Origin of the sequence: Rhizobium sp. CSW-27 (assembly GCF_018760785.1) — a bacterium.
Classification (GTDB): domain Bacteria; phylum Pseudomonadota; class Alphaproteobacteria; order Rhizobiales; family Rhizobiaceae; genus Neorhizobium.
Genome location: NZ_JAHHZO010000001.1, coordinates 502542 through 517282, shown reverse-complemented (window position 1 = coordinate 517282; position 14741 = coordinate 502542). Strand labels below are relative to the sequence as shown.

The window sequence follows — 14741 nt, the reverse complement described above, 5'->3', positions numbered from 1 at the left end:
GCTTTGCCATGCGTCGTCTGCTTGCCAGGCCGCTTTGGCGAACCGCACGCAGTGAAGCCGCCCGCCCACGGGCCGGGCCTACCGATCAAGGAGGCACGATGGCATTGTCGATACTCAAGGACAGGCAGGAACGGGGATTTCTGGATGGCCAGTTCCTCATTGCCATGCCGGGCATGCAGGACGGAAATTTCGAGCGGACGGTGGTCTATGTCTGCGCCCATTCGCCGGCCGGTGCCATGGGCTTCATCATCAACCGCTCGCAGCCGATCTCGTTTGCCGAAATCCTGCTGCACCTGAAACTGGTGGACCAGCCGGAGGCCATCATGCTGCCCAGCCACACCCGGGATTTCCCCATCCTGGGCGGCGGACCCGTGGAAACCGGCCGCGGCTTCGTGCTGCACTCCGACGATTATTCCAGCGAAAGCAGCATTCCGGTCAGCGACGACATTTCGCTGACGGCGACCATCGACATCGTGCGCGCCATTTATGACGGGCGCGGCCCCAGCCGTGCCACCATGCTGCTCGGCTATGCCGGCTGGGGTCCGGGCCAGCTGGAGGCGGAAATCGTTGCCAATGGCTGGCTGAACTGCCCGGCCAGCGAGGACCTGATCTTCGATACGGCGCTGGAGGGCAAATATGACCGGGCGCTGGCCCTGCTGGGGGTTCGCCCGGAGCTTCTGTCGCGCGAGGCCGGCCACGCCTGAGCCGTGAATGGCCGCAACCGCTCGCATCTGTTGTGCAGACCTGCGGGGAACCAACTGCCGGTGCCGGCGTTTTTCCCTCGAACGCCACCATGGGGTGGCCCAACGAGGAGAAGACCCATGAGCAGCATGAGCGACAAGGTCAGCGGCAAGGCCAATGAAATGGCCGGCAAGGCCAAGCAGGCAGCCGGCGACATGACGAACGACCGTTCGATGAAGGCCGACGGCACGGCGCAGGAAGCCAAGGGCAAGGGGCAACATGCCAAGGGCGAGGTGAAGGATGCGGCGAAGAACGTCGTAGACCGCGCCTGATCACTTCTGAACTTTGATGGAGCCTGCTTCGCCCGTGGCGAGGCGGGCTTTCTTGTGGCTGACGGAACCGGACATGCGCCTCTACCAATGCGATCATTGTGGTCAGTCGATCCATTTCGACAATCGCGTCTGCGTCAATTGCGGCCATCGCCTCGCCTTCGTGCCGGAGCGGCTTGCCATGCATGCGTTGCGGGAAGGCGCCGATGGCAGCTGGCGGCTGGTGGCGGATCGCTGGCACGCCGTCAGGCTTTGCGCCAACGAGGTGAACGACATCTGCAACTGGACGGTGCCGGCGGAGGGGCAGGAAACCTTCTGTCTTGCCTGCCGGCACAATCGCCTGGTCCCCGACGCGGCAACCAAGGCGGGGCTCCTGCAGTTCCGGCGCATCAGCCAGGCCGAGCGCCACCTGTTCTATTCGCTGTTGAGGTGGAACCTGCCGCGCACCACCCGCGCCGAAGATCCCGATCACGGTCTGGTCTTCGATTTTCTGGTGGACGATGTGCGGCCGGACGGCAGCGTCAAGCCCGCCGTGACCGGCCACGAGAACGGCCGCATCGCCATCCGCGCCGCCGAGGCCGACGATGTGACGCGCGAGCAGGTGCGGGTCTCGATGAACGAGCCCTACCGCACGCTGCTCGGCCATTTCCGGCACGAGACGGGCCATTACATCTGGCAGAAGCTCGTGGAGGATCGCGGCCGGCTCGGGCCCTTCCGCGAGGCCTTCGGCGACGAGCGGCAGGATTATGCCGAGGCGCTGCGGCGCAATTACGAAGAGGGGCCACCGGCGGACTGGCAGGAACACTTCATCAGCACCTATGCCAGCAGCCACCCCTGGGAGGATTTTGCCGAATGTTTCGCGCATTACCTGCACATCGTCGACACGCTGGAGACCGCGCGCGCCTTCGGCATGGTGGTGGAACCGCGCGGTCATGAGGATCTGGCTTCCGAAGTGGGCTTCGATCCCTACCGGGCGCGCAATGCGGCGCAGCTCGTCGATGTCTGGATCCCCTTCGGCGTCGCGCTGAACAGCGTCCATCGCTCCATGGGCATGCCGGACCTCTATCCCTTCATCCTGACATCCACCGTGGTGGCCAAGCTCGAATTCATCCATGGACTGGTGCACGGGCAGTATTGATCGATGGACAGACCGGGCCACCGCAGGGGCGCGCGCCTGTCCGGTCCGCTGGCGTGGAGATGTCACGCTCGCATGGCGCGGCATCTCCCGTCATCGATGCAGGTGCGCCACCCTGGCGTCCGCTGTAACGCAGCTGTGTGGCGACACGCTAGGCCCGCTTGGTCAGCGGAAAGCGTTCCTTCAGCAGGCGTTGCACGGCATCGGCGGCCATGGGTGCGCCGAACAGGAAGCTCTGGCCGAACTGGCAACCCATCTTGGCCAGTTCCATCGCCGCCTCGTCCGAGGCGATGCCTTCGGCGACGATCGACATGTCCATGGCGCGCGCCATGGCAATCACCGAGCGCAGCACCACCAGTCCCTTGTCGCTGTCATTGGTAACCAGCGACTTGTCGAGCTTGATCGTGTCGAAGGGGAACTGGGTAAGCTGGCCGAGCGAGGAATAGCCGGTGCCGAAATCGTCGATGGCGAGGCTGACGCCGAGATCGCGCAGCTTGTTCAGCACCAGGCGCGCCTGTTCCGGGTTTTCCAGCATCATGGATTCGGTCAGTTCGAGCTTCAGCCGGCCCGGCTCGATATCGGTACGGGCGAGCAGGGCGCGAATTTCGGTATAGAGATCCGCGTTCAGCAGTTGCGCGCTGGAGAGGTTCACCGACAGGAAGATCGGCAGTTCGCCCGCCTGCTTTTCCCAGCCCGCCAGGTCGCTCGTGGCGCTTTCCAGCGCAAACATGCCGAGCGGCCCGATCAGCTCGCACATTTCCGCAATCGGAATGAACTCGCCCGGTGGAATATTGCCCCGCTTGGGATGTTCCCAGCGCATCAGCGCCTCGAAGCCGACAAGCTCGCCATCGGTCAGCCGGATGACCGGCTGGTAGGCGAGCGAGAGTTCGCGCCGCTCTATGGCGCGGCGCAGATCCGTCTCGATCTGCAGGCGGTCGGGCGTCGCATTGGTGCGGAAGGCCGGGCGGAAGGGTTCCACCCGGTTGCCGCCGGCACGCTTGGCCCGGTACATGGCCAGTTCGGCGTCGCTGAGCAGGCTTGCGGCGCTTTCCTGCTGGTCCACCCAGGAGCAGAGGCCGATGGAGGCGGTCAGGATCACCTCGCGATTGGCGAAGTTGATCGGCACCATGATCGCCTGGCTGACGGCATCGGCGAAATCGGCGACCTTGGCGGGATCGCGCTCGGAGACCAGAATCAGCCCGAACTGGTCGCCGGAAATGCGTGCCAGCGTGTCCTGCGGCTTGAGAAGGCGGCGCAGGCGGCGCGTCAGGGCAATCAGGATGTTGTCGCCGGCGGCAATGCCGAGCGTGTCGTTGACCTGCTTGTAGCGGTCGATGTCGATGGTCAGCACGGTCGGGCGCACGCTGTCACTGGTCGCGGCAATCGCGAGCACCGATTGCAGCCGGTCGAGGAAGACCTGGCGGTTCGGCAGGCCGGTCAGGTTGTCGTGCAGCGCATCGACCAGCAGTCGTTCGACCGAATTCTTCGGCTCCGTCACATCGACGATGGTGCCGACGCAACGGATGATCTCGCCATTGGACCCCAGCACCGGCCGCGCACGGATCTGCAGCCAGTGGAAATGCCCGTCCTCGGCGCGGATGCGGAACTCGTGGTTCAGCTTGCCCTTGCGGTGCTCCAGAAGCACGTCGAGCGTCGCCTTGAAGCGGTCGCGGTCGTCGGGGTGGAGGCGCGGCAGCCAGTTGCGCACCGGTCCGTGCATGCTGCCCGGCGACAGGCCGAGCCTGAGCGAGATGTCGGGCGTCGTCACCAGCCGGTCGCGCGCCACGTCCCAGTCCCAGACGGTATCGCCGCTGCCCATCAGCGCCAGCGACTGGCGCTCCAGATCGGAGAACAGCCCCTGCTGATAGGCGCCGCCGGCAAAGGCGTGCTGCATCACCGTAAAGCCGATCAGCAGCACGATCAGCACCAGACCGCCGCCGAGCGCCGGCTGGATGATGTCGTTGTCGAGCTTGCCGGTGACCGTCAGCCAGCCGCCGAACAGCCAGACGAGAATCAGCGCCCAGGTCGGCACCAGCAGGATCGCCCGGTCGAAGCGGTTGAGCCCGAGATAGATGATGAGGCCGATGCCGACGGTGGCGGTCAGCGCCAGCGAAATGCGGGCAATGCCGGCGGCAATCGAGGGATCGTAGATCGCCACGCCGAACAGAAGGCCAAGGCCGACGATCCAGGCAAAGGTGGCATAGCCCAGATGCACGTGCCAGCGGTTGAGGTTCAGATAGGCGAAGAGGAAGATCACCAGCGATGATGCCAGCGCCACCTCCGCGCCGGCCCGCCATATTCGCTCGTCGCTGGAACTGATGGCGACCAGCTTTTCCAGAAAGCCGAAATCGACGCAGATATAGACCAGCACCGCCCAGGCGAGCGCTGCGGCCGCCGGCAGCATCGAGGTGCCCTTCACCACGAAGAGAATGGTGAGGAAGACCGCCAGCAGGCCGGCAATGCCGAGCACGATGCCGCGATAGAGGGTGAAGGAGTTGACCGTATCCTTGTAGGCGTCCGGCTCCCACAGATAGATCTGCGGCAGGTTGGGCGAGGTAAGTTCCGCCACGAAGGTGATGACGGAGCCGGGGTTCAGCGTGATGCGGAATACGTCGGCATCCGGGCTCGGCACGCGGTCCAGCGCGAAACCCTCTGAGGGCGTGATGGCATTGATGCGCTGCGAACCGAGATCCGGCCAGATGAGGCGCGAGCCGACAAGACGGAAGTGCGGCGCGACGATGACGCGCTCCAGCTGTTCCTCGGAGACGTTTGCCAGCGCAAACACCGCCCAGTCGCCCTGGTGGCCGGGCGTGGCCGAACGCACCTCGATGCGACGGCGAATGCCATCGGCACCGGCCGCCGTCGAAACCTGGAAGGCCTCGCCCTGGTTGGCATAGATGTCGGTGGTTGCCGTCAGGTCGAGCGCCCGGTCGTCGCGGGAGATCTTCACCGGCTCGAAGGCAAAGGCCGCCACCGGGGGCAGCGCAAGGAAAAGACAGGCCGCCAGCATGGCCAGCCGGTGGACGAGGAAACACCAGAGGGAAGCCGCCATCTTCATTGTGCGGCCTGCATCCCGATATCCGCCTCTTCGCCGGCAAGCAGGGAATAGAGGGTGTGATCCCGCCACTCTCCGTTGATTTTCAGATATTTCCGCAAGAGACCTTCCCGTTCGAAACCGGCTTTTTCAAGAAGCCGCACGCTCTTCCAGTTTTCCGGGATACAGGCTGCCTCGATGCGGTGCAACTGAAGCCCGGAGAAGATGTAGGGTACTACAAGGCGGAGTGCGGCAAACATATGACCTTGGCCCGCATGTTTTTCACCCATCCAGTATCCGATCATGCAGCTTTGCGCCGCGCCGCGCCGGATATAGCCGATGGTAATGCCGCCTAGCAGGGCCTTGTCCTCCCGCCGGAACAGAAGAAGCGGCACGGCAAGGCCCGAGGCGAATTCCTGTGAATTGCGGGTGACGCGGGCCCTGAAGGCGGCCTCTGTCAGTTCGTCATGACGCCAGCTCGGCTCCCAGGGCTGCAGGAACAGGCGGCTCTGGGCGCGCAGTTCATACCAGTCGCGATAATCGGTATAGCGCGGCAGGCGCAGCATATGGCGCTCGCCATAGAGTTCCGGCGTTTCCGGCTGACGTGACAAAAACCGAAACACCGACCGCGTCATCCTATGTCCGTTCCATCCCGTCCAGCGCGATCGCTGAACGGAATGGCAAAGCCCGCGTGATCAGCCGGTCGCTTTCTGCGTCCTGATGTGCGGCGAGGAAAGTGCCGCCGTGATGTCCGTGAGCGGCGCCAGCTTTTCGACCGGGCCGATGGCGGACAATGTCGGAACTGTATCGAAAAACAGCCGCCCGGCAAGATCGGTCAATCGCGAAGTTGTGATGCCGGCCAGCCGCTCCATCATTTCCACGTTGGGAATGATGCGGCCGTAGAGGATCATCTGCCTGGCGATCTGGCCGGCGCGCGCGGCGGGGCTTTCCTGGCCCATCAGAAGCTGGGCGCGGATCTGGGCGCGGGCGCGGTCGATCTCCTGCTGCTCGATCACGTCGGAGGCCTTGCGCAGCTCGTCGAGGATGACGGGAACCAGTTCCGGCAGGTCCTCGCCGCCGGTCGCGGCATGGATGCCGAACACGCCGGTATCGGAAAAGCCCCAGTGGAAGGCATAGACCGAATAGCAGAGCCCGCGATGCTCGCGCACCTCCTGGAACAGGCGGGACGACATGCCGCCGCCGAGAATATTGGCAAGGATCTGCGAGCAGTAGAAGTCGCGCATGTGATAGGCCTTGCCCTCGAAGCCGAGCAGCAGCTGCGTATCCATGAGATCGCGCGTCTCACGCACCTCGCCGCCGAGATAGCGGGCAGGTTCGAACACCGGCGGCGCGGCGGGCCTGCTCGGCAGCAGCGCGAAGCGGTCCTCCACCTGTCGCACCAGCGTCTCGTGATCGACGGAACCCGCCGCAACGATGAACATGCGGTCGGTCGTGTAATTGCGGGCGAGATAGCCGCGGATCTGGTCCGGCGTGAAGCCTTTCACCGTGTCGGGCGTGCCGAGGATCGGCCGGCCGATGGTCTGCCCGCGATAGGCGACTTCCGAGAAGCGGTCGAATACCAGATCGTCCGGCGTATCGTTGGCCGCGCCGATCTCCTGCAGGATCACATGCTTCTCGCGTTCCAGTTCCTCCTCGTCGAAGGCCGATTCCGTCAGGATGTCGGCGAGGATGTCGATGGCCAGCGGAACATGGTCCTTCAGCACCCTTGCATAGTAGGAGGTTGTCTCGGTCGAGGTGGCGGCATTCAGCTCGCCGCCGACATTCTCGATCTCCTCGGCGATATCGCGCGCCGAGCGGCGCGCGGTGCCCTTGAAGGCCATGTGTTCGAGAAGGTGGGCGATCCCGTGCTCGTCGACGGTTTCGTTGCGCGATCCCGACTTGATCCAGACACCCAGCGCCACGCTTTCGAGGTGCGGCATGTTCTGCGTCACGACGGTCAACCCGGAGGCAAGCCGGGTGATTTCAACATTCATTGTCGGTCTTTCCGGCACTGCGGCCCTTACGCTTTCGCCCGCGCATGCTGATGGATGAAGGTTTCCACCGCCTTAAGCTCGGGTTCCAGCAGGTCGTAGCGCTCCTCCCTGTTCATCAGATCAGCGAGCCATGATGGGAGGGACGGATGAATTCCGCAAGCGGATTCTACCGAGGCCGGGAACTTGGCCGGGTGCGCGGTGGCGAGCGTCACCATGGGGCTTGCGGTCCTGGCATTCTTCGCCGCGACGAAGATGCCGGTTGCCGTGTGTGGGTCGAGCAGGTAGCCGGTCTCGGCAAGTGTCGCGCGGATCGTCTGCGCAACCTGCTTCTGCGTGGCGCGGCCGGCGCGGAATTCGCGGCGGATCGCCTTCAGGGCCTCCGGCTGGATCTCGAAGGCGCCGGACTGGCGAAGGCCCGACATGGCCGAGCGCACGGCGGCGGGCTCGCGGCCATAGGCCTCGAACAGCAGTCGCTCGAAATTGGACGAGATCTGGATGTCCATCGACGGCGAGGTGGTGGCGATCACCGGCTTCATCTCGTAGCGTCCGGTCTTCAGCGTGCGGGCCAGGATGTCGTTGTCATTGGTGGCGATCACCAGCCGGTCGATCGGCAGGCCCATGCGCTTGGCGACATAGCCGGCGAAGATGTCGCCGAAATTGCCGGTCGGCACGGTGAAGGAGATCTTGCGGTCCGGCCCGCCGAGCGAGACGGCGGCCGTGAAGTAATAGACCACCTGCGCCATGATGCGGCCCCAGTTGATCGAGTTGACGCCGGACAGTTTCACGCTCTCCCGGAAGCCGACATCGTTGAACATGGCCTTCACCAGATCCTGGCAATCGTCGAAATTGCCCTTCACCGCCAGTGCACGCACGTTGGCATGTGTCGAGGTGGTCATCTGCCGCTGCTGCACGGGCGAGACCTTGCCATGCGGGAAGAGGATGAAGATGTCGGTGCGCTCGCGCCCGGCAAAGGCATCGATCGCCGCCCCGCCGGTATCGCCGGAGGTGGCGCCGACGATGGTGGCGCGCTCGCCGCGCTCGGCCAGCACGTAATCCATCAGACGGGCCAGCATCTGCATGGCCACATCCTTGAAGGCGAGGGTGGTGCCGTGGAAAAGCTCCAGCACGAAATCATTGGGGCCGACCTGCACCAGCGGCACCACGGCCGGATGCCGGAAGGTGGCATAGGCCTCGTCGATCATCGCCCTGAGGGAGGCATCGGGGATCTCGCCATCGACGAAGCGCGACATCACCGCAAAGGCGATCTGCTGGTAGGACTGGCCCCGCATGGCGCGGATATCCTTCTTCGTGAAGACCGGCCATTCCCGCGGCAGATAGAGACCGCCATCGCGGGCGAGACCCGCCAGCAGGGCATCACGAAAACCGAGAGCGGGCGCATCGCCCCGAGTAGAAATATAGTCCAAGACAGCTATCCCTGGATGCGTGTTTGACGGTCCGAAGCGGACGATGGCGGAGGAACCCGATCAGGCCGAAGGCCGGCCCCTTGAAGGCGATTGTATCGACCGGGCGGCGCATTTCGCGCCAGGGCTTCCGGTCCAGACAAAATTCGGCTGCAATCCCAATCGATTTTTCCGTGCGCCGCTGGTATAGACCATCAAAATTTACCGTGAAAGCCCGGAATGTCCGTTCAGTGGCGGTTGGGAAGAAAAGGGTCGCATTACGTGTTTGGCAAGTCTTCGCTCAGGTTTCTTTCGCTCTCCCTTCTTGCAGGTCTTGCCGGGTGTAACTCCTCTTCGCCCCTTGGCGGGCTCACCGGCAGCGAGCCGGCGGCCCAGCCGGTGACCCCCGTGGTGCAGGCCTTCTGCCCGCCGGTGGTGTTGCGCGACGACACCGCGATTCGCAGTTCCTATGCCGGCAATGCCAAGGACGATCCGGAAAAGCTGATCTATCGTGCCTCGCTTGCCGAGGCGACGCGCGCCTGCACCGCCAACGACACGACGCTGACGATCAATGTCATGGCGCAGGGCCGTCTCGTGCTCGGTCCGGCCGGCAAGGCCGGTTCGGTGACGCTTCCGGTCACGGTCGAGGTGATTGACGGCGACAAGGTGATCTACTCGAAATCGGTCAACTATCCGGTCACGGTGCCGCCGGAAGGCTCCACCCAGTTCATCTTCAACAAGCCGGATGTGGCCATTCCCAACACGGTTGGCGGCACGTCCCGCTTCACCCGCGTGCGTCTTGGCTTCGAAGAGGTTGCCGTCGGCAAGACCTCGCGTCGCAAGAGCTAAGAATATCTGCAGAGAAAAACTGTAATCATTGCGGAAATTCATGGGTTTTCCAGCAATGTTACAGTTTTTTACGCAGTGGCCTTGCTGTTAACCTGCCATTAACCGCCTGCTTCTAGTTTGTTCCGTCACGAGGGGGAGCGATGCAGCTCCTGTATGCTCCGATGACAGGGAGAATGACATGGCGGTGGGCGGACTGGGTCCCGGCCGGACCCGGCATTGGCTTTCGACGGCGCTGGCCTCCGGCCTGACCCTTCTTGCGGTCCCCCCGGCCGTGTCGCAGACTGTTCCGGCCAGCTGGACCGGCGCCTCCGGCAGCACCTTCACCGACGGCGCCAACTGGTCCACCGCACCGCAGGCGCCGGGGGCCGGCGATGCCGCCGAGATCGGCTCCGGCGTTGCGATCGTCTCGTCCGCCGCCGAGGTCTCGACACTCACCGTCGATGGCGGCACGCTGCGCGTTCCCTCGGTTCTCACCGTCGGCAATGGCACCAGCCTTTCCTCCGGCCTGATCGAGGTTCTGGCCGGCGGCACGCTCGCCAGCGATCTCACGGTGACCGGCGGCACTCTTTCGAATTCCGGCACGCTGGATGGCGACCTTCTCCTCTCCGGCGGCAGCGCCGTGAATGACGGGACGATCAGCGGCATCACGCGCGTTGCGGCCACCTTCACCAACAATGGCACGATCGGAGCGCTCACCGTCACCGCCGGCGGCATCGTCACCAACAATGCGACGGGCAGCGTGCTCGGGGCTACGGATCTTGCCGGCGGCACGCTGACCAACAACGGCGCGCTCGCCGATGTGTCGGTTGCGACCGGCGCAATCTTCATCAACAACAGCGGCGCTACCGCCGGCACGCTCACCAATGCCGGCACAGCCACCAATTCCGGCAGCATCGCCTCGCTGTCGAACAGCGCTGGCAGCTTCACCAACAATGCCGGCGGCACGGTTGCGGGCCTCACCACCGTGACCGGCGGCACCGTGACCAACAATGCCACTCTCTCGGATGTCGCGGTCGGCGCCGATGCCGAGTTCACGAACAATGTGGGTGCAAGCGCCGGCGCCGTCACCAATGCCGGCAAAGTCACCAATGCCGGCAGCATCGCCTCGTTGTCGAACAGCGCCGGCACCTTCACCAACAATGCCGGCGGCAGCGTCACAGGAACCACCAGCATCACGGGTGGCAGCCTCACCAACAATGCGAGCCTGTCCGATGTCAGTGTCGGATCGGCGGGCAGTCTCGTCAACAACAGCACCGGTTCCACCGGCGCAGTGACCAATGCCGGCAGCGTCACCAATGGCGGCACGGTCGCGTCGCTCGTCAACACCGATGGCGATTTCGACAATGCCGGCAGCATCACCGGCACAGCCAGCGTCAGTGGCGGCACGCTGACCAATGACGGAACGGTGCTCGGCGCGGTCTCTGTTTCCGGCACCGGCACGCTCTCCGGCACGGGCAGCGTCGCATCGCTGTCCGTCGGCTCCGGTGGCACGCTGTCGCCCGGGCCGGGCATGGCGACGCTGTCCGTCACAGGCGACCTGACGCTTGGCACGGGCGCGCTCTACGAGGCGGAAATTTCCTCGACCGGGCTGTCCGATCTCGTTGCGGTCGGCGGGACCGCCACGCTCGGCGGCACGCTTCAGGTGGTGGCGGCAAGCCAGGTCTATGATCCTTCCGTCAGCTATACGATCCTCACCGCCACCGGCGGCATCTCCGGCAGTTTCGACAGCATCACCTCCGATTTCGCCTTCCTGTCGCCGCTCGTCACCTATGGCACAGGCAGCCTGACGCTCGATCTCGACCGCAATGCGGTCGCCTTCTCCTCCTATGCCGCAACGGCCAATGCGCGGGCAGCGGCCACGGCCGCCGATGCGCTGCCTTCGAATGACGGCTTGTTCCTGGCGGTGCAGTCGATGTCGCAGGCCGATGCCGCGAACGTCTTCGAGCGGCTGGATGGCGATCTGCATGCTTCCCTGAAGAGCCAGCTGCTGGAAGACAGCCAGTTCCAGCGCGAGGCCCTGCGCGAGCGCATGCAGGTGCGCCATGAGGGCAAGGACGGTTTCTGGGCGGCGGTGTTCGGCGGCAACGGCCATATCGATGGCGATGGCAATGCGGAAGAGGTCAGGAGCCGGCTGAAGGGGGCACTTCTCGGTGCCGATGCACTGTTGTTCGACAATGACCGCTTCGAGGGCGGCCGGGTCGGCGTTGTGGTCGGAGCCAGCCGCAACCAGGTCTCCGAACCGCAGGGCGGCGATCATGCCGATGTGGACGCCTATCATGCCGGCATTTACGGCAGCACCTGGTTCGGACCCGTGACGCTGAGCGGCGGGGCCATCTGGTCCGGCAACAGCATCAGCACCCGGCGCGGCATCGATGTCGGCAGCCTGTCGCAGGTGCTGACCGGCGATTATCACGGCGACACCGCCCAGGTGTTCGCCGAGCTTTCCTCGGATATCCGCGCCGGCAATGCGACCCTGACACCCTTTGCCAATATCGCCCGGGTGCGCCTGTGGACCGACGGCTTTGCGGAGCAGGGGGGATCTGCGGCGCTTTCCGGGGCTAGCAGCATCGACGACCTGACGCTTTCCACGCTCGGCCTGCGCGTCGTCACCGATCTGGCGGTCGGTGCGATCCCGGTCAGCCTCACCGGCGAAATCGGCTGGCGGCATGTGTTCGGTGATCTGTCGCCGGAATCGACGCTCGCCTATGCCGGCGGTCAGAGTTTTACCGTCGGCGGCGTGTCGCTGCCGCGCGATGCGGCGGTGCTGAAGGCCGGCATCGAGGCAAGGCTCTCGCCCGCCATGCGGCTGACCTTCAACTGGAACGGCGTTCTTTCCGCCGATGAGATCAGCAACACCGCAAGGCTTGCGCTTGCGGTGTCCTTCTGAGGCACGGCCCCTCGACCGTGGGAGGGCTGTGACTATGCCTCCTGCGGGACCATCGCCTCCTGCGGCGGCGTTCCGGCCGGTGCCGCGATCGGCGGCCCGACGATTTCCATGCCGAACTGCCGGGCCAGCATCGGCACCTCGGACAGGGCGCGGCCGCGCATGGCCGGCATGAACTGCTCGAAGCCGCCGGGCGTCAGCATCACCAGCATCCGCGCCGGCTGCGCCTCGAAATTGCGGAAGGCATGCGGCATGCCGCGCGGAATGGCGGCAAAGCCACCGGCGCCGGTGCGGAACTGCTCGTCGCCGGCGATGAAGTCGACGGTTCCCTCCAGTACGTAGAGCACCTCATCGGCATCGGTGTGGATGTGCAGCGGCGGGCCGGATTGCGGCTCCACGATGATCTCGGTCAGCGAAAAGGCGCCGCCGGTGTGCCGGGTTTCCACCCGCATGGCAATATGTTCGCCGGGCAGCGGCTTGAACCATTCGCGGCTTTCGGCCGCGCTGAAGATATGTGCCGCAAGGCTGGATGCAGTCATGAATCGGTTTCCTTCCAATGGGCATGCATCCGGTGCCCCGTGCGCCGGATGCAGACGCGGCGCAGTGTAGGCGGCCGAAGCCGGGCGTCTGGAAGATTGCCGACCTTCCTTGAAGGAAAACGACGCGAAATGCGCGCCGTCCCTGCCGTCAGAGGTGGCTGCGCCGCCATTGCCCCGGCGTGTGGCCGGTATGCTGCAGGAAGACGCGGGACAGATGACTCTGGTCGGCAAAGCCGCAGGCCAGGGCGACCTCCGCCAGCGATGCGGTCTCATCGCGCATCAGGCGCCTGGCCCTGTCGATGCGCTGCGCCTGCAGCCAGGCATACGGCGTCAGGCCGGTCGATGCCCTGAAGGCGCGGGTGAAATAATCGGCGGAGAGACCGCATTCGCGCGCCACCTCGCGGATGGAGGGCGGATCGGCAAGCCTTGCCTCCAGAAGCTCGCGGGCGCGCCGTTCCTGCCAGGGGGCAAGCCCGCCGCGCTGCCGCCGCTGCGGAGCGAGACCACCGTAACGGCGGGCGAAATGGGCGCCGAGCCCCAGCAGCATGTGTTCGATGAACAGCCGGTTGCGCTCGCCCTCCGGTTCGGCGAGTTCGTGCACCAGGACCGGTGCCATCCGGCTTGCCAGCGGATCGGCGGTCAGCCAGCCGTCCGGTGCCCGCAGCCGCTCGACAGGCCGCGCATCGGCCGCTTCCGCAAGGTCGTGCAGCGCCCGGTTCGGCAGATGAAACATCAGCGTGTCGGCCGGCGCGGTGAGGCGGGCGCAGGCATCGCCGACATTGAGGTCGATGACGTTGAGCGCCCCTTGCGGCATGGCGGGCGGGCGCTCGAAGCGTCCGTCGAGCTTGAATTCGTGCGGCGGATGGGCCCTGAGCTGCACCAGGACGACGAAGGCCTTTTCCGCCTCCATCTTTGCCACCAGCGCGTCGTTGCCGGGAATCTCGGGGGTGAAACGCGTCACGCTGATGGTGGCGTTTTCCGTCGCCGCCGTCAGCACGTCCTGGCCGCCGGGAAAGGCCGGCCTCTGTCTTGCCGCCGCTGCATGCCTCATGTGGTTCACCGCCTGATCATGTCATCCGCATGAAACTATGCGCAAACGGCGGAATGCAAAACCCTTTTCTAATCAAGCGCCGGCTTTCGGTCCTGCCGCATGGCGCTGTCTTCCGGCCCGTGGTCACACGGCGCCGGCCCATTCGCCGAGCGCGGCAATCGTTGCCGGCAGGTCGCTCATGCGGGCAATCACCGTTTCGGCGCCGGCATCCGTCAGGCGGTCGGCATGGCTCGGATAGGTGTGCGAGGCGCCGGTAAAGCCGATCACCCGGCAGCCGGCGGCCACCGCGCCATGGATGCCGTGCACGGAATCCTCGATGACGACGGTGCGCGCGGCGTTCACCTTGAAGGTGTCGATCGCATGCAGGAAGATGTCGGGGCGCGGCTTCACCTTGTCCGGCCCGAGATCCTTGGCCGAGAAGATGTTCGGGGCAAAATAGGGCTTCAGACCCACCTTGGTCAGCATCATGTCCAGCCGCTGGCTGGAGGAATTGGAGCAGATGCAGGCCTGCGTGGTGATCTTCGACAGCGCGGTCTTCACGCCCTCGATCACCTTCACGTCACGCTCCAGCCGGGCGTCGAGCAGCTTTTCCGACTTGTCGATCAAGGAGGCGGACAGCGGAATGTCCACTTCCTTCTCGATGGCCAGCAGAATGTTCTTCCAGGTCATGCCGGCAAAGCGCTCGCCCATTTCCTCCACGCTGATCGGGTATCCGGCTTCCGTCAGCAGGCGGGATTCCACCTGGGCCGCGATGATTTCCGAATCGACCAGAACGCCGTCGCAGTCGAAGATGATGAGGTCGAATCCGCTCATGTCAGAAGTGCTCTTTGCTTGGATCTTTGGGG

At 64.9% G+C, this 14741-nt stretch carries 12 protein-coding genes; 5 read left to right on the top strand and 7 right to left on the bottom strand.

Annotation, left to right across the window (positions count from 1 at the left end; translation table 11 throughout):
- Window positions 1-98 precede the first annotated feature (98 nt).
- The 3 genes from KLP42_RS02645 (at window position 99) to KLP42_RS02635 (ending at window position 2148) form a co-directional block, all read left to right on the top strand.
- Window positions 99-704: a YqgE/AlgH family protein gene (locus KLP42_RS02645; RefSeq protein ID WP_215564538.1), complete on the top strand. Its 606-nt coding sequence runs from the start codon at window positions 99-101 to the stop codon at window positions 702-704.
- A 117-nt stretch (window positions 705-821) separates the two neighbouring features.
- The gene (locus KLP42_RS02640; protein WP_215564537.1) at window positions 822-1013 is read left to right on the top strand and encodes a CsbD family protein; all 192 of its coding nucleotides are present in this window, start codon (window positions 822-824) and stop codon (window positions 1011-1013) included.
- A 73-nt stretch (window positions 1014-1086) separates the two neighbouring features.
- The gene (locus tag KLP42_RS02635) at window positions 1087-2148 is read left to right on the top strand and encodes a zinc-binding metallopeptidase family protein (protein WP_215564536.1); all 1062 of its coding nucleotides are present in this window, start codon (window positions 1087-1089) and stop codon (window positions 2146-2148) included.
- A gap of 148 nt (window positions 2149-2296) precedes the next feature.
- Here KLP42_RS02635 and KLP42_RS02630 read toward each other — a convergent pair whose 3' ends face one another.
- Genes KLP42_RS02630 through thrC form a run of 4 tightly spaced genes read right to left on the bottom strand, consistent with a single transcriptional unit; the run spans window position 2297 to window position 8606 of the window.
- Window positions 2297-5155: an EAL domain-containing protein gene (locus KLP42_RS02630; RefSeq protein WP_252192738.1), complete on the bottom strand. Its 2859-nt coding sequence runs from the start codon at window positions 5153-5155 to the stop codon at window positions 2297-2299.
- Window positions 5156-5199: 44 nt separating this feature from the next.
- A complete protein-coding gene (locus tag KLP42_RS02625) occupies window positions 5200-5814 on the bottom strand; it encodes a GNAT family N-acetyltransferase (RefSeq protein WP_215564534.1) in 615 nt (204 codons plus the stop codon).
- Window positions 5815-5874: 60 nt separating this feature from the next.
- Window positions 5875-7173: a M16 family metallopeptidase gene (locus KLP42_RS02620; protein WP_215564533.1), complete on the bottom strand. Its 1299-nt coding sequence runs from the start codon at window positions 7171-7173 to the stop codon at window positions 5875-5877.
- Window positions 7174-7199: 26 nt separating this feature from the next.
- Complete coding sequence (gene thrC, locus KLP42_RS02615) at window positions 7200-8606, bottom strand: threonine synthase (protein ID WP_215564818.1); 1407 nt, start codon at window positions 8604-8606, stop codon at window positions 7200-7202.
- A 249-nt stretch (window positions 8607-8855) separates the two neighbouring features.
- On the opposite strand from thrC, the gene KLP42_RS02610 reads away from it, so the two are divergent.
- Together KLP42_RS02610 and KLP42_RS02605 are read left to right on the top strand one after the other, a co-directional pair.
- Entirely contained in the window at window positions 8856-9422 is a 567-nt protein-coding gene (locus tag KLP42_RS02610; protein WP_215564532.1) for a PilZ domain-containing protein, read from the top strand.
- Window positions 9423-9600: 178 nt separating this feature from the next.
- Window positions 9601-12309, top strand: a complete 2709-nt coding sequence (locus KLP42_RS02605) for an autotransporter outer membrane beta-barrel domain-containing protein (RefSeq protein WP_215564531.1) — start codon at window positions 9601-9603, stop codon at window positions 12307-12309.
- A gap of 32 nt (window positions 12310-12341) precedes the next feature.
- Here KLP42_RS02605 and KLP42_RS02600 read toward each other — a convergent pair whose 3' ends face one another.
- The 3 genes from KLP42_RS02600 to KLP42_RS02590 form a co-directional block, all read right to left on the bottom strand.
- On the bottom strand, window positions 12342-12845 hold the full coding sequence (locus KLP42_RS02600) for a cupin domain-containing protein (RefSeq protein ID WP_215564530.1): 504 nt from the start codon (window positions 12843-12845) through the stop codon (window positions 12342-12344).
- A gap of 148 nt (window positions 12846-12993) precedes the next feature.
- Complete coding sequence (locus KLP42_RS02595; RefSeq protein WP_215564529.1) at window positions 12994-13896, bottom strand: AraC family transcriptional regulator; 903 nt, start codon at window positions 13894-13896, stop codon at window positions 12994-12996.
- A 123-nt stretch (window positions 13897-14019) separates the two neighbouring features.
- Window positions 14020-14709: an HAD family hydrolase gene (locus KLP42_RS02590; protein WP_215564528.1), complete on the bottom strand. Its 690-nt coding sequence runs from the start codon at window positions 14707-14709 to the stop codon at window positions 14020-14022.
- Window positions 14710-14741: the final 32 nt, after the last annotated feature.